Annotated in this window: 14 protein-coding genes; 4 read left to right on the forward strand and 10 right to left on the reverse strand. The window is 36.4% G+C overall.

Going from position 1 to position 15676, the window contains the following annotated elements; genetic code table 11:
* Positions 1-4 precede the first annotated feature (4 nt).
* Entirely contained in the window at positions 5-733 is a 729-nt protein-coding gene (locus AC3RV6_RS09675) for a hypothetical protein (protein ID WP_489745832.1), read from the forward strand.
* Between the two features lie 52 nt (positions 734-785).
* Here the strand turns inward: AC3RV6_RS09675 and AC3RV6_RS09680 are convergent, their stop codons facing one another.
* Positions 786-989 (reverse strand): cold-shock protein, encoded by a 204-nt coding sequence (locus AC3RV6_RS09680; RefSeq protein ID WP_489745833.1) that lies wholly within the window; start codon positions 987-989, stop codon positions 786-788.
* Between the two features lie 212 nt (positions 990-1201).
* Positions 1202-1495 (reverse strand): DUF1033 family protein, encoded by a 294-nt coding sequence (locus AC3RV6_RS09685; protein WP_489745834.1) that lies wholly within the window; start codon positions 1493-1495, stop codon positions 1202-1204.
* A gap of 376 nt (positions 1496-1871) precedes the next feature.
* Between AC3RV6_RS09685 and AC3RV6_RS09690 the strand changes: the two genes are divergently transcribed.
* Positions 1872-2531 (forward strand): 5-bromo-4-chloroindolyl phosphate hydrolysis family protein, encoded by a 660-nt coding sequence (locus tag AC3RV6_RS09690; protein WP_489745835.1) that lies wholly within the window; start codon positions 1872-1874, stop codon positions 2529-2531.
* The gene (locus tag AC3RV6_RS09695) at positions 2521-3717 is read left to right on the forward strand and encodes a toxic anion resistance protein (RefSeq protein ID WP_489745836.1); all 1197 of its coding nucleotides are present in this window, start codon (positions 2521-2523) and stop codon (positions 3715-3717) included. The genes AC3RV6_RS09690 and AC3RV6_RS09695 overlap by 11 nt, the downstream gene beginning before the upstream one ends.
* A 20-nt stretch (positions 3718-3737) precedes the next feature.
* Here the strand turns inward: AC3RV6_RS09695 and AC3RV6_RS09700 are convergent, their stop codons facing one another.
* From AC3RV6_RS09700 to murG, 6 genes are all read right to left on the reverse strand, one after another.
* Positions 3738-5630: a vWA domain-containing protein gene (locus AC3RV6_RS09700; protein ID WP_489745837.1), complete on the reverse strand. Its 1893-nt coding sequence runs from the start codon at positions 5628-5630 to the stop codon at positions 3738-3740.
* A 19-nt stretch (positions 5631-5649) separates the two neighbouring features.
* Positions 5650-6513 (reverse strand): AAA family ATPase, encoded by an 864-nt coding sequence (locus tag AC3RV6_RS09705; protein ID WP_489745838.1) that lies wholly within the window; start codon positions 6511-6513, stop codon positions 5650-5652.
* Between the two features lie 59 nt (positions 6514-6572).
* On the reverse strand, positions 6573-6770 hold the full coding sequence (locus tag AC3RV6_RS09710) for a DUF6501 family protein (protein WP_489745839.1): 198 nt from the start codon (positions 6768-6770) through the stop codon (positions 6573-6575).
* Between the two features lie 61 nt (positions 6771-6831).
* A complete protein-coding gene (odhB, locus tag AC3RV6_RS09715; protein ID WP_489745840.1) occupies positions 6832-8052 on the reverse strand; it encodes a 2-oxoglutarate dehydrogenase complex dihydrolipoyllysine-residue succinyltransferase in 1221 nt (406 codons plus the stop codon).
* A gap of 28 nt (positions 8053-8080) precedes the next feature.
* Positions 8081-10900, reverse strand: coding sequence for a 2-oxoglutarate dehydrogenase E1 component (locus AC3RV6_RS09720; protein ID WP_489745841.1), 2820 nt, complete (start codon positions 10898-10900; stop codon positions 8081-8083).
* Positions 10901-11081: 181 nt separating this feature from the next.
* Positions 11082-12158 carry an undecaprenyldiphospho-muramoylpentapeptide beta-N-acetylglucosaminyltransferase gene (gene murG / locus AC3RV6_RS09725; RefSeq protein ID WP_489745842.1) on the reverse strand — a complete coding sequence of 359 codons (1077 nt, stop codon included), beginning with the start codon at positions 12156-12158 and terminating at the stop codon, positions 11082-11084.
* Between the two features lie 153 nt (positions 12159-12311).
* Between murG and AC3RV6_RS09730 the strand changes: the two genes are divergently transcribed.
* Complete coding sequence (locus tag AC3RV6_RS09730; RefSeq protein WP_489745843.1) at positions 12312-13619, forward strand: MATE family efflux transporter; 1308 nt, start codon at positions 12312-12314, stop codon at positions 13617-13619.
* A gap of 68 nt (positions 13620-13687) precedes the next feature.
* Here the strand turns inward: AC3RV6_RS09730 and AC3RV6_RS09735 are convergent, their stop codons facing one another.
* The gene (locus AC3RV6_RS09735) at positions 13688-14545 is read right to left on the reverse strand and encodes a CAP domain-containing protein (RefSeq protein ID WP_489745844.1); all 858 of its coding nucleotides are present in this window, start codon (positions 14543-14545) and stop codon (positions 13688-13690) included.
* Positions 14546-14734: 189 nt separating this feature from the next.
* A complete protein-coding gene (locus AC3RV6_RS09740; protein ID WP_489745845.1) occupies positions 14735-15628 on the reverse strand; it encodes a CobW family GTP-binding protein in 894 nt (297 codons plus the stop codon).
* Between the last annotated feature and the right edge of the window lie 48 nt (positions 15629-15676).

The raw sequence follows: 15676 nt of genomic DNA on the forward strand, positions 1-15676 counted from the left end.
TTGGATGAGGAGGAATAATTACTTAGTACTCTTACTATTTTTAATACTTTTACTAGCAAGTTGCTCAAAAAATCCTGACATAAGCGATAGTCCTATCAACAAAGATAATAGTGCTCCTACTGGTGAAGAGGACAAAACACCATCCGAAGAAATTAGTGATACGGATAAAAATGATGATATTACAAGCGATGAAACCGAGACCACAATACCGACAATACAAATGCGAGACTTTTTTCTTCCTGAAGGATCAAGCGCTAATTATAAAGGTATTGGTAACGAATTTGCTCAATTGAAAGTTGAAACCGTACAGCCATATGAAAATTACTTTGTGGTCCATGAAAGTAATGGAGGTTCAATTGTTCGCAAGACTTACAAAATAGAGGAAGATCGAATAGATATTCTTGAAGAAGCTACCGAAGATTATGAAGGGAACATCCCTTCCTTTGCAGAGGTACAAGCAATGAAACCTGTTGGCATCTATTTGCAAAAACCATTTTCAATAGGCACTGCATTTGATGGTTGGACAATTATTGAAACAGACGCAACCGTTGAAACACCTTTTAGAACATTTGAACATGCAATTGTAATAGAACAAAAAGACACAGACTTTATAAATCGAAAGTATTTTGTACAAGGATTTGGCGAAGTGAAAAGAGAATCTATAATGAAAACAGAAGATGAAGAAATGATCGTAGCTTCAGAATTAGAATCAATAGATGGTGATAGCCAATAAATAAAAGGAAAAAGAGGCAACCCTTTAATGGGCGCCTCTTTCATTTGTTGGATTAGACTACTTTAATTACGTTTGCAGCTTGTGGGCCACGGTCACCTTCAACAATATCAAATTCAACTTGTTGACCTTCTTCAAGTGATTTGAAACCTTCTCCTTCGATAGCTGAAAAGTGTACGAACACGTCGTCCCCATTTTCAACTTCGATGAAACCGAAACCTTTTTCTGCGTTAAACCATTTCACTGTACCTTGTTTCAAGTAAAAAACCTCCAAATAATAAATACTTATAATATGTAGAGTTTAATAATGAAAAATCCACATATTACAAAAAGTACCGTAAATGCCGATTACTTTTTGTAATATGTGAATATGCTAATCGGATAAACTCTTTAATTATAGTATCTATTCTAACAGTATTAAATAAATAGTCAACAATAAAATTAATAATTCTATTTACTTTTTCACTAATATTAAGTTATAAATGGCTTATCATCAAATAACAAAATCAGACCATGATATATTTGTGCATCATCATCACAAGCTTCACAAAAGTACTTTTCTTCATCAGACCAAAAAGCATAGAAACAACCATTTTTCATGTTTTCATAGTTATGCACTGTTCTAAGTTCTTCAAGCTTACTAGTTAAATACTCTTTCGCATCATCTTCCAAAAGAAATAGTTGACGAGTTACAACTTTTTTTTCCCATCCGTCAAACATCCACCATGGTTCATAATCTGCTTTCATATAAATAATTTCAAACATTTCAAATAACCTCCAATCCAACGCTTTCTATCTATCGTCGAATGTCTTACAATTTTAGCAAACTGAGCGTAATTGTCCATATAAATGCTTTACGGATAAATAGTTTGATTAGTCGTATTCAGCTCGATGTTTTAAGCTATATGATTATTATCGAAATAATATTGCGTTTTTCGATAAAATCCAATTATAAAAGTCTTATTAAAAACCGAACACATCTACAGGAAGCTTCACCTTATTCTGTAAGGGTTTTTATACAATCAGATTTTGGTTGAATCATTAGCAGAAACCAACGTTTCTAAGGTATAATAGTACTTGAAATGAAACCTTTTAAGTTTTCAAACGTATTTAAGCTATATGCAAAAAGGAGGTTTGAACGATGAAGTTAATCCGTGATTATTTCACAAGACAATTTATTATAGTACCCGTAAGCTTTGGTTCATGGTTATATTTTTTACTAGGTACAAGCTTAAACTTCTTTGCAGCTACGGGTCTGCTAATTGCTATATACTTAGGTGGTTCGTTCACAATAAAGCAAATACAAATTAATTCAAGTTTAAAAAGACTTGGTACAACGCGTTCAGAGTATAAATATATTAAAAATCAGATGAATATTGCAAAAGCAAAGTTAAAAAGATTAAATAGTTACTATGGAAAAGTCCGATCTATTCAAGCATTTAGGCAATTACATGAGATAAATATGCTCTCTAGGAAAATATTGAAAATCGTTCAAGAAAACCCTAATAAGTTTTATGATGTAGAAAATTTCTTCTATGCGCATTTAGATTCAGCAGTTGAACTCACTTCAAATTACGCAAATCTTGTTAATCAACCACTGAAGGATAAGGAGATTCAAATTGCGCTTCAAAATACGCGGGAAACATTAAATGATGTGAATTCTCAACTTGAAGATGATTTACGCAATGCACTCTCATCGGATATGGAAAAGCTTAATATGGAACTAGATTTTGTTGAAGTGACAATGAAAAGAAAGAAACCAGTGTTAGAAATGAAAGGAGATATAGACCATGACAGATAGTAATGCTATGAAAAATGAGGTAACATCAATAGATGACCTACTTGATAATCCATTTGAAGTAAAAGAACCGCTACTTTCCAAAGAAATGCAAACTGAAAGTGTACAATCCAATACGCCACAGCGGCTTATAGATCGTTTGACAGTAGAAGATCGTACGAAAGCAATTCAACTTGCTGAACAAATTCCAGTAGGAAATTACGAGGCAATACTCACTTACGGTGCAAATGCACAAGGAGAGCTTTCACGGTTTTCTCACCAAATGCTTGACCATGTGCAAAGCAATGATATCGGACCAGTTGGAGACGTATTAAAGGAACTTATGGATAGGCTCGGCGATATTGACCCAGATGATTTAACAGATAAGAAACAATCAGCTCTTGGTCGTTTATTTGGGAAAGTATCAAAGTCTATTCAAGAAACAATGACAAAATACCAAAAGTTGAGCACTCAAATTGACCGAATCGGTATTCAACTCGAGCACTCTAAACGCGGTTTGGTTGAAGATGTTAAAATGCTTGATAATTTATACGAACAAAACAAGACCTATTTTCAGGCGCTAAATGTCTATATTGCGGCTGCCGAAATTAAACGTGATGAATTATCAAGTCAAATCATCCCTAAAATGCGTAAAGAAGCTGAATTATCTAATGATCAAATGGCCATCCAAGAAGTAAACGATATGGTTCAATTCCTTGATCGGCTTGAAAAACGACTTTATGACTTGCAATTATCAAGACAAATTACGATTCAAAGTGCGCCACAAATTCGAATGATTCAACAAACTAACCAAACGCTTGCAGAAAAAATACAAGCTTCAATTATGACATCTATTCCATTATGGAAAAATCAAATTGCAATTGCACTTACATTAAACAGACAGAAAAAGGCAGTTGAATCACAAAAACTTGTCACTAAAACAACGAATGATTTGCTTTTGAAAAACTCTGAAATGCTTAAAATAAACTCCATTGAGACTGCGAAAGAAAATGAAAGAGGTATCATCGAAATAGATACATTGAAGAAAACGCAAGAGAATCTTATCCAAACGATTGAGGAAACTTTACTTATTCAAGCTGACGGCAGAGCCAAACGAAAAGCAGCTGAAATTGAAATTGGACGTATGGAAGAAGAATTGAAACAAAGACTTCTTGCTGTTCATGAAAAAACAGAAAACCGCCCTTTATAAGCGCGGTTTTTTGTTTTATTTTACGTATTCCTAATTACTATCGCAAGTAGTTTTCGTAAAATACGCAACGTTTGGTCTGTAAAACCTTCTACAGAATTTGAAGAAGCTGTTTTATTTCCGAACATCATTGAGAAGAGTTCTTTCTGATCTGTCGATGGCGGTTCTGATGATAAAAACAAATGAATTACAGAGATGCCTTTTTTTTCAGTTTCCATAACGGCTTCGGCTGTATCCACAATTCCATTTCTATCATAGCCAAATGCTGATGGTTCGCCGTCTGAAAACACAAGTAGAAATTTATGTTTTTCTGGTCTAGTTAATAACCTTTTAGCCATCCACCTTATTGCAAAACCATCTCGATTATCTTCGTACGCATCAAATGATAAGATAGGCATTCCATTATCATAATCTCTGTCTTCAAAAGTATGCATGAGACCAAAAACGTTAGGTTGTACTGTAACTGAAGCTTTATTAGCATCTTCATAATAAGATGAAATTTCATGTCTTACTCGGAGTTCCCTAAGTACATCATGGAACAGAAGAACTGCTCTCTTCGTCTCGTCTAGTTTATCAATCATAGAGGCAGAACCATCTACTAATAAACCAAAAACAGCATCGAGATTTATAGAAGGTGCATTTTTCCTATAAAATGGTTTTGGCCGTTCATCCAATACTAAAGTTGTTAATTTTGAAGATAATCTGCCAATCATTAACCGCTCTCTTTTAACATCTTGTTTCAAATCTATTCTTTTCTTCATTTCTTCTACAAAAGAGCGCACATACGGTTTTTGTTCTTCTCTCCAAAGAATTAACTTTTCACGGTTTTCCACTTCATTTAGAACTTCCACCTGTTTTTCCTCATATATAACATTGATATGCTCTTTCCCGAACATATTACCTGCTTTTCTTTCATTCGTTCGTCCTTCAACTTTTTCACTTTCATCAGCTGCGCTTTTTTCATCCTGATTACCCACGGAACTCCCGAATCCTATTTCATCGACATCCGCATCCTCATCACCAGAAGAAGAATCCCCTCCGTCACTTTTTCCGGAACGACCATGTTCAAGCTCAAATTTAAGATGAATGCCATTTTCTTCTTCAGTTTCCATATGCCATGATCTAAACACTTCTTCAATGGTTTCTTTTACATCATCTTCGCCTTTTTCAGCATCTGAAATACCATCATGATAGTGATAAGTTTCAATTTTATCCATGACCGAATCACCTACTGCATAATATTGTTGCATTAAATCTCTATCGATAAATTCTTCAATAATCAAGACAATACGTGATGCAATATTAGAATTATCTTCTGTATTTTTAGCTTCATAAATATTTTCAAGAACTCGCTTAATTAAATCAAAATTAATCGGACCCATGTCAATGACAGAATCAGTTAGCATGCCCCCATGCAATGTAATATAGACTTGATTTATCAATGCATCAGTTAGAAAACCTTGCTGGATATTTGTATGTATTCCATTTTTGTGAAAACTTACATATGCTTTTTTTCTTATCCGAAATGCGGTCGCTGTACCAGGTCGATTAGATTCGACACTATCCATAAGTCGAAATTCTTCAAGCATTAAAAGTAGTTCCATTGCAAATTTACGAAGTGGGTGGTGTTCGTATTTGTGCGAAAAGTCTAGCCATGTGTTTAAACTAAAACTCTTCCAGAATCCCGCTGTCAATAAATAGATATCTGACAGTCTACCTTGATGCATTATTTCTTCAGAACGATGGCGCCAAAAGACACTCATTGAAATAATACCTTCTTTAGGTTGAAATTCAAAAAGCTTTCTTTCCGTTAATTCAATATAATTTGCATCAGACAATGCGCGTCCTATCCGCTCATAAAGTAGTAACGTTTTCGTATCAACTGTTTCATCATTAAATTGAATAAATCGATTCATCTTTACGATGACAATCGCCTCATTTCACCCAAGTTTCTACAAGTTCCATGACCAATCTGCGCTCAATTTGATCTTCTAATTTCTCAGCAATTGCATACCTAATAGCTCTAATTACCGGGATGTGTTCTGACAATCCAATCGCATCTAATAAGCTCCTAATAGAAGCAGCCTCTTCTGATAAAAGCCCATTCATCACTTGTTTCTTTAAATCATTCCCGATATTTAACATAGTGTCTATGAGCTCGGATGAAATGTTCGGATATTCCGTTTGTATCACTTTGCGTAACTCATTACCTGATAAATACGGTATCGAAAAAGAAACAAATCGATTTTTAAGTGCCTCATTCATTGGTGACGTACCTACATATCCTTCATTTATTGCTGAAATGACTGTAAAATCTTCATGTGCATATATAACTTCACCAGTAAATGGATTTGTTAACATACGGCGGTGATCTAAAACACTATGAAGAATCGGTAAAGTTTCTGGTCTTGCCATGTTAATTTCATCGATATACAAAATATGGCCTTTTTTCATTGCCTGTACGACTGGGCCTTCAATAAATTCAATAGCTGTTTCACCATCTTTTTGTAAGATTGTCTTAAAACCTAATAGTGATTCAGCATCTAGGTCGACGGAGCAATTTATACTTTGCATAGGCTGTTGAAAATAATGAGATACTGATTGAGCCAGTTTGGTTTTACCGGAGCCCGAAGGTCCTTTTAGTAAGATTGGTTTTTTCAATACAACACTAATTAATATATCATCCCATAAAAATTCGTCTGGTGAAATATAACCACCGTTCTGAATAAGTAATGCTGCATCCTTTTCGTAATGCTTAGCTGTACGTTTAGTTTGTTCGTTTTCAACCAATGTATTCATTTTCGGATTTCCCCCTATTAAAAAAACCGATGCCCACAAAGGAGGCACCGGTTTGGTTTTTAATCAAAGTACGTTTTATAATAACCTCCGACTTTTCCGGTATTATCAAGTACGAAGATGAATTCATCTGTTTCGTTTTTAACTTCATACTCTTTCCCCGGTGTCAGGACACTATTCACTAAATATTTTTCTGCGTCTGCATGTTTACAAACGACAGTTCGGATTGCGGGTGATGTCTGCCAATTTTTAAAATCCATTGTAAATCACGCCTTTCAATTTGAAAGAAAGGGATCATAATTACTATGATCCCTTAATTAATTATGAACCTAGAAGTAAGTCCTCAGGATTTTCAAGTAATTCTTTTACCATTTTCAAGAATCCTACAGAGTCTTTACCATCAATTACACGGTGGTCATACGAAAGAGCTACATACATCATTGGACGTATTTCTACATTATCACCAACAGCTATTGGACGCTTTTGGATTGTATGCATACCTAAAATACCAACTTGAGTACCATTCAAAATTGGTGTTGATAATAAAGAACCGAATACCCCACCATTTGTAATTGTAAATGATCCACCAGTCATATCTGCAATTGTAAGTTTATTGTCACGTGCTTTACCAGCAAGTTCTCCAATAGTTGCTTCGATTTCAGCGAAGTTTTTGCGGTCTGCATCAACAATGTTTGGAACGACAAGTCCGCCTTCAGTTGAAACTGCGATACCGATATCAAAGAAGTTCTTAAGAAGAATTTCATCTCCGTCAATTTCAGAGTTTACATATGGATACTTTTTCAAAGCTGCTACAACTGCTTTTGTAAAGAATGACATAAAGCCAAGACGCACACCATTTTTTTCAAAAAACTCATCTTTTTTACGTGAGCGTAGTGCCATGACATTTGTCATATCAATCTCATTAAATGTTGTTAGCATTGCTGTTGATTGTCTTACTTCTAATAAACGTTTAGCAATTGTTTGACGACGACGAGTCATTTTTTCACGTACAATGCGACCATCATCTTTTACTGCTGCAGTCGGTGTTGCTGTAACTGGCGCTGCCTTTGGAGCAGGTGCAGTTGAATGAGCTGCAACGTCCTGTGCACGGACACGCCCCATTGGATCTACTGGTGAAATTGCTGCAAGATCAATTCCTTTTTCACGTGCTAGTTTACGAGCTGCAGGACTAGCTAATGTATGCCCTTCAGTCTCTGTTGATTCTTCAACAATAGGAGCTTTCTCTGCTGCCACTGGAGTAGCTTCTTCTTTTGGTGAAGTTGGTGCAGTAGCTGCTGGAGAACCAGCACCTTCGCCAACAATCGCAATCACTTGACCAACTAAAACAGTATCTCCTTCAGCTGCTAAGTGTTCTTGTATAACACCTGCTTCTTCTGAAATAATTTCTACGTTTACTTTATCAGTTTCAAGTTCTACGATAAATTCGCCACGCTCAACACTTTCACCTGGTTGCTTTAACCATTGTGAAATTGTTCCCTCTGTAATTGATTCTGCTAATTCTGGTACGATAATATCTGCCACTATAATTGCCTCCTCTAGTCATTCCGATTTAACGGCTTAAAGCTTCTTCAATAATACGTTTTTGTTCAATTGTATGTGATGCGCCGTCACCCTCAGATGGACTTGAACGACGACTACGACCAACATAGGAGACATTTTTATCTCCAGCGATTTCCTGTATATAAGGATTTGCAAAAGACCATGAACCCATATTTTTAGGTTCCTCTTGAACCCATACAAGCTCTTTTACTTTTGGATAACGTGCAATGATTTCAACAATCTTTTCAGCTGGGAACGGATATAGTTGCTCTACACGAATAATGTGTAAGTGATCAAATCCTTCACCGTCTTTTACTCGTTCTGCCAAATCAATTGCCATCTTACCACTTGCAAAAAGAATACGCTCTACTTTTGTCTTCTTTTTACCAGTTCCTGGTTGTTCAAGTACAGTTTGGAATTGCCCTTCAGTTAAGTCGCCTAAATCTGCACCAACAAGCGGATGTCTAAGTAATGATTTTGGTGAAACTATAACTAGTGGTCGCATTGATAGATCGCCTAGCATTTTCGCTTGTCTACGAAGAATATGGAAATAGTTTGCAGCACTTGAAAGGTTTGCTACAGTCCAGTTGTTTTCACCCGATAGCTGTAGGAATCTTTCTAATCTAGCACTAGTGTGTTCAGGACCTTGCCCTTCATGTGCATGAGGTAGAAGTAATACAAGTCCCGATTGTTGGCCCCATTTAGAACGGCTAGACGATACAAATTGATCAAACATAACTTGTGCCATGTTTGCAAAATCACCATATTGCGCTTCCCAAATAGACAATGTTTTTTGTTCTTCTAAATTATAGCCAAATTCATAGCCAACAATAGCCGCTTCAGAAAGTGGACTATTATAAACATCAAATGATGCTTTTGCGTCACTTATATGATGCAGTGGCAGAAGTTCCTTACCTGTCTTCTCATCATGAAGAACTAAATGACGATGAGCAAATGTACCACGTTGAACATCTTGACCAGTCATTCTAATTGGATTGCCATCTTGTAAAATAGAACCAAATGCAAGTGTTTCAGCATGCGCCCAATCAATTTTGCCTTTGCCTTTAAACGGCTCTTCTCGTCTTTTCAGAATGCGAACAAGTCGACCAAAAACATCAAACTCTTCAGGGAATGCTAGAAGTTCTTCGTTCATTTTACGAAGTGCACTTTCCGCAACACCCGTCTGAAGATCTGCTGGATATCCTGCAAGTACTTCATCAGGTATCTCTATTGGTGTTTTCCCTTTAGAACCAGTTGATGCGGTATGCGCTTTAACAACGTCATGTGCGCCCTGCATAATTTTAAATGTATCAGCATCTAGTTTTTCAACAAACTCATTATCTACGACATTCTTAGATACGAGAGTATTTCCGTAAAGTTCACGTACTGTTGAGTGTTTATGAACAGAGTGGTACATAACTGGATTCGTCACAAGTGGCTCATCCATTTCATTATGGCCGTATCGGCGGTAACCGAGTAGGTCAATAACAATATCTTTACCAAATTTTTGTCTGTATTCAAATGCAAATTTTGCAGTTGCAATTACTGATTCAGGACAATCCGCATTTACGTGAAAGACTGGGACTTCAAAGCCTTTTGCAGGATCTGAAGAATAATGAGTTGATCTAGAGTCATAATGCTCAGTTGTAAATCCAATCATATTATTCGCGATTACGTGGATAGATCCACCCGTTTGGAAGCCGCGAACTCTACTATAGTTAAATGTTTCCGGTACAATACCTTGCCCTGGGAAAGCAGCATCTCCATGTACAATTACTGCATAAGCAGAATTTGTATCTTGAGTTGGATATCCAGGCGCATTCTTCTGTTCTTGTGCCGCCCTAGTTTGACCTGTAACTATAGGGTTTACAACTTCCAAATGAGATGGATTATAAGCTAGAAAACGCTTCATTCCAGAGGGACTGTTGTAAGTTGCTCCTAAATGGTAAATTACATCTCCAGTCCAGCCTCGCGTCGTTTCGATTGAACCATCAGTTGGAAGAAAAGGCTCATCTGAAACACCTGAAAATTGAGCGAAGAACATCTCATAAGGTTTATTTAATATATGTGTAAGAACATTTAGGCGACCGCGATGCGCCATTCCGATTAAAAGCTTTTCAGTCTTCACCTCTTCTGAACGTCGAACTAGTTCATCAAGGAATACGACTAACGTATCTAATCCTTCAATAGAGAATCTTTTTGCACCAACAAAAGTGCGGTGAATATATTTCTCAAAACCTTCAATTTTCGTTAATCTGTCAAGTAGTTGTTTTTGGTCATCTATAGAGAAGTTGACAGAAACCTCGCCATTTTCAATTTTAGATTGAATCCAATTTCTTTCTTCTTCGTCAATTACATGTGCAAATTCATAAGCGATTTTCCCCGTGTATAAAGACTTCAAGTAATTGACTGCATCAAGTCCATTTTCAACCTGTGCAGGTACGTCTTTAAAAAATAGTGAAGCTGACATTTCTATTAAGTCACTTTCGACGAGACCATAATACGACAACTCTATACGGGATAAATCTTTTGGACGATCATTTAGCGGATATATATCTGCTGCAAGATGTCCGTATGTACGGATAGCGTCCTGCAACTTATAAGCAGCCAGTACTTTACCAAAATTACTTGGTTCAACTGTTGCGGTTGCTTTACTTTGCTCACCATTATCCATGCTTGGTGAACCGAAACGACTAAACATTTCTGCAAGTTCTGCGTCTACTAGTTCAGGAGAAGATTTGAACAGTTCATACATTTCCATTACGTACCCGAGATTAGGTCCCGTGAATTCTGCATAGGGGGAACTATAAGCATCGACATTTTTCGACATTACGAATGACCTCCACATTTACCTGTCGGCATGTTGTGTAAATAAATTTTTATCCTTATTAATTTTACCATGCTAAGAACAGAACTTAAAGGGTTTAGCACGAACTAATAGCGTTTTTTATATAAAACTTCATTTTGATTGTTTAAATCTAGCCAAAGGGTTTAAAAAATGATAGATTTCACTACTTTCTGTAAGTCATAATAAGCTTTACCATTTCTTCAGGTGTTTTCGTCATTTTTGAACTTTCCATATTTAACATTAATTTTTCTCGATTTTTTTGAAATAAATCTAGTTCTTTCAAAAACGATTGCGCATTTATATCTTCTTCAATTAAAACTTCAGAGAATCCTAATTTTTTAAAATGTGCAGCATTTAAAATTTGATCTCCCCTACTTTGTGCTGCGGAGAGCGGAATAAGTAACATCGGTATCTTCAATGCTAGTAATTCGAAAATCGCGTTTGAGCCAGCCCTAGAAATCGCAAAATCTGATGCAGCAAGTAAATGTGGTAATCCGTCTGTGACATATTCAAACTGTGAATAACCAATTGTTTTGTCTAACGCATTATCTAAGTTACCTCTACCACATAGATGTATGACATCAAATTTCAATAAAATCTCTGAAAGGTTTTCACGAAGTGCATTATTTAACGCGACTGAACCTTGGCTTCCACCCATAACAATCAGAACTGGCTTCTCACCTTTAAATCCAGCAATTCGCAACCCTTCATTCTTTAAACCATTAAATAATTCTGGTCGTATAATTGCCCCAGAACAAGATGATTTATCCTTTGGAACAAAATCTAGCGTTTGTTCAAAAACAGTGAAAATATGATTAGAAAATGGCAATGCAAGTTTGTTCGCAAGTCCAGGCGTTACATCTGATTCATGTATAACAACTGGAGTCTTTGTCATTTTACCTGCGAGGACAACGGGTACCGAGACAAATCCACCTTTTGAAAAAATAATTTCAGGTTTTATCTTTTTAATAATAGTTAGCGCCTGAATAATTCCTAAACCTACACGAAATGGGTCAGAAATATTCTTCATCGAAAAATACCGTCTCAGTTTACCACTTTGAATTGCGTGGTAGACCACTGCTGTATGTCGATCAGCAATTAATTCTTTTTCAATTCCATTATGAGATCCAATATAATGGACGGCATAACCACTGTCCTGAAATACAGGTATGAGCGCTTCATTTACTGATACGTGACCAGCTGTGCCGCCACCTGTCAATAAAATAATTGGTTGTTTCATTTATTCCCACCTCTTCTGTCTAAAAGAATTGTAAAATATTGTTTGGACCTTATCTAGTATAGCAAGAAATCATGTTACAATATTATCTACATACATAAAGTAAGGGTGATTTATTTGGATAATGCGATACCTCTAAAGAAAAAGTCATTAATAATGACGAAAATAGTTATGCCGATTCTTATAACGCAGGTCGCCATGTACATGATAACGTTCTTTGATATTCTTATGACTGGACGATACGATACATACCATCTTGCAGGTGTGACAATTGGTTCCTCATTTTGGGTACCAATATATACTGGTCTGGCGGGAATATTAATGGCACTGACACCAATTATAGCGCAACTTATAGGTGCGCGGAAGAAAGAAGAAATTAAACCTTCCGTCCAACAAGGCTTTTATGTTTCAATCTTACTTGCAGCCATCGTATTCATAATTTTATATTTTGCAGTTACACCAATGCTACAAGCAATGCCGCTTGATGATCAAGTACGAAATATAGCCTCTCAATATTTAAAAGGAATGAGTTTTGGACTTGTGCCTCTTTTCGCTTACACTGTACTACGTTCATTTTTCGATGCGCTTGGTGCGACTCGAGTTTCAATGTTTATTATCCTTCTTTCCGCACCAATAAATATAGTGTTAAACTATTTACTAATTTACGGTCGCTTTGGCTTTCCTGAACTTGGCGGAGTAGGTGCTGGGTATGCCTCAGCAATTACCTATTGGCTAGTATTCTTTATCGCATTAGCTGTTGCTTGGAAACGGGTTCCCTTCAGTGGATTTGAACTGTTTTCGCGTTGGGGTGCTGTTAATTTCACAAAATGGAAAGAAATTTTATTTATCGGTTTACCCATTGGTTTATCTATTTTTGCAGAAATCAGTATCTTTTCTGCTGTTACACTATTAATGGCGAATTATTCTACGGAAGTTATTTCCGCGCATCAAATAGCATTAAATTTTACTTCATTACTGTATATGATTCCACTAAGTATATCTATGGGCGCAACAATTCTAGTTGGACAATCTATTGGTTCAGGGAGAGCTTTAGATGCCAAACATTATAGTTATCTAAGTATAGCTATAGCCGTTTTGTTCAGTTTTATTGCCACTTTAATTCTTTTGCTATTCAGAGAAGAAATCGCTTCAATTTACACAAATGATCGTAATATTATTAATTTATCTATGCAATTCTTCATATACGCAGCCCTTTTCCAACTATCCGATGCGATACAGGCGCCTGTTCAAGGAGCACTAAGGGGTTATAAAGATGTCAACGTAACGTTCATAACCGCGATTATTTCTTTCTGGATAATCGGCTTACCTGTTGGTTATCTAATGGCAAAATATACCGATTTAGGTCCATATGGTTACTGGATTGGCCTAATTGTTGGATTATCAGTTGGTGCTGTTGCACTCGGACTTCGGTTAAGACATATTCATAAAATTAAAGCTCTATAAGGTTTAATGAATATAAAAAAGCTATCCTACAACCGAAACTTTTTCGGATAATAGGATAGCTTTTTAAATTATTTTCCAATAAATTGTTGTGTCCAGTAATTACCGTTCTTCACATAACCAATACCGATATGTGTAAAGTTCGCATTCAAAATATTTGCTCTGTGACCTGGTGATTCCATCCAGCCTTTAACAACTTCTTCCGCTGAACGTTGACCCATTGCAATATTTTCCCCAGCTGATCTATACGTAATTCCAAATGATTTCATTTGATCAAACGGTGAACCGTAAGTCGGGCTAGTATGAGAAAAGTAATTTTTCGTAGCCATATCTATTGATTTTGCACGTGCTGATTCAGCTAATTTACTGTCCATTTGAAATGCAGGAAGACCTGCTTTTTGTCTCTCAACATTTGTTAAGTCAAACACTGCTCTTTCAACAGCAGAAACAGATGTATCTTGCGTTGGTGCTGGTTGTACTGGAGCTGGATTTTCTACCGGCTTCGATGGTGCTGGTGGCACTGGAACTGGTTTTTCCACTGGCTTCGATGGTGCTGGTGGCACTGGAACTGGTTTTTCTACCGGCTTCGATGGTGCTGGTGGCACTGGAACTGGTTTTTCTACCGGCTTCGATGGTGCTGGTGGCACTGGAGTTGGTTTTTCCACCGGCTTCGATGGCGCTGGTTGTACCTGTAATTTCTCCATTAACTCTTTAATGTAATCCTCAAAATTAATGTCTTTCCCAAAGTAAAGTTGTTTTTGGGCTTGTAATTTGTTGAAGTCAAAGTGACTTTCTTCTCCTCCGACATATTGAATGTACCTCACTTTTTGCACCTGTACATTATTATCTATAGTTGAAGCTTCAACACTATTGTTGTTCGGCAGTAAGAGCGCCGAACCGAGTAGGATGACTGCAATCGATTTTTTCATCTCTAACTCCTCCCTTCGCAATCTATCATAACGTGCGAGAGATTCTTAAAAGAGGATTTATTTCCCAACAAAACCAAACAATACGTAATTACTTTAAGACAAGTAACTGAAAGCTTCAAGATATGGTTAGAATTGGACAAAACAGTTTATATTACAATTTTTTCGGGGTTGACAATCTTTGAAATCGGTCTATTTTTCATATGTAATATCTTCAATTCCCTCACCTATAATTACTATTCTAGGCTCCATTTTTACATACTCTGGCATCCAATTTACTATGCCGTAAGCATATTGAAATAGATAAGGATTTTTTGTACCTATTACCGGCACAAAGCCTTTCATTCTATAAACGGTATCTGGTAATGATTTTATCCATTCTTCAAAGCTTTCCTTATCTACACTTTCGGTAAATGAAATTAGTTTTGAGGAGAGTGGCAATCCTGCACCTGAAACTACTTTTTTAACTGAACTCTTTTTAGTGGAGTTAAGTGTTTTTTCAATAAACGAGAAGCCTACCTTCGCCCCAATAGTTTGTATAATAGGAGCAGTTTCATTAAAATTAGCCAGCTGCATTGTTACCGTAGCAATCTCTTCTTCAGTTAACAGATCTGTTTTATTTGCCAATAAAAAATGTGCATGTTTAATTTGCTCCATAAATAATGCCCGCATCCGTGGAGAAAGTTTTTCACGATCCAACCAAAGTAAACTATCTACAACCGTTACAATACCTTTAATCTTTAAACGATCTGCAAACAAAGGTGAATAAACCGCATCTAACGCTTCAACAGGATGCGCAGCACCAGTTGTTTCAATTAAAATCACATCTATATCATCATTCTCATCAAGCAAACCTTGTAACTGAGCTTCCGTCTTTTCAGCACCTGAACAGCAAATACAACCATCAAGAAGCTCTTTTAATGGAACACCATCTTTTACTGTATTCGAATCAAAAGGCATTTTACCAAATTCATTCATAAAAACAGCTGGTTTTTTCCCCGCAGCTTTAATTTCTTCAATTACATGGACTAAAAGTGAAGTCTTTCCACTTCCAAGGAAACCACTAAATAAGTAAACATCAATCACATAACTCACTCCAATTCAAAAAATGAAAGCGCCCTAGCCATAAGGGCT

It is taken from the genome of Sporosarcina sp. So3-204 (genome assembly GCF_058068165.1).

What these genes read in the sequence shown, in the direction of transcription:
- AC3RV6_RS09710 (WP_489745839.1), bottom strand. Translation starts at nt 6,770, where the DNA reads ATGGATTTTAAAAATTGGCAGACATCACCCGCAATCCGAACTGTCGTT.
- murG (WP_489745842.1), bottom strand. Translation starts at nt 12,158, where the DNA reads ATGAAACAACCAATTATTTTATTGACAGGTGGCGGCACAGCTGGTCAC.
- AC3RV6_RS09705 (WP_489745838.1), bottom strand. Translation starts at nt 6,513, where the DNA reads ATGAATACATTGGTTGAAAACGAACAAACTAAACGTACAGCTAAGCAT.
- AC3RV6_RS09675 (WP_489745832.1), top strand. Translation starts at nt 5, where the DNA reads ATGAGGAGGAATAATTACTTAGTACTCTTACTATTTTTAATACTTTTA.
- AC3RV6_RS09730 (WP_489745843.1), top strand. Translation starts at nt 12,312, where the DNA reads ATGACGAAAATAGTTATGCCGATTCTTATAACGCAGGTCGCCATGTAC.
- AC3RV6_RS09690 (WP_489745835.1), top strand. Translation starts at nt 1,872, where the DNA reads ATGAAGTTAATCCGTGATTATTTCACAAGACAATTTATTATAGTACCC.
- AC3RV6_RS09685 (WP_489745834.1), bottom strand. Translation starts at nt 1,495, where the DNA reads ATGTTTGAAATTATTTATATGAAAGCAGATTATGAACCATGGTGGATG.
- AC3RV6_RS09695 (WP_489745836.1), top strand. Translation starts at nt 2,521, where the DNA reads ATGACAGATAGTAATGCTATGAAAAATGAGGTAACATCAATAGATGAC.
- AC3RV6_RS09720 (WP_489745841.1), bottom strand. Translation starts at nt 10,900, where the DNA reads ATGTCGAAAAATGTCGATGCTTATAGTTCCCCCTATGCAGAATTCACG.
- AC3RV6_RS09700 (WP_489745837.1), bottom strand. Translation starts at nt 5,630, where the DNA reads ATGAATCGATTTATTCAATTTAATGATGAAACAGTTGATACGAAAACG.
- AC3RV6_RS09735 (WP_489745844.1), bottom strand. Translation starts at nt 14,545, where the DNA reads ATGAAAAAATCGATTGCAGTCATCCTACTCGGTTCGGCGCTCTTACTG.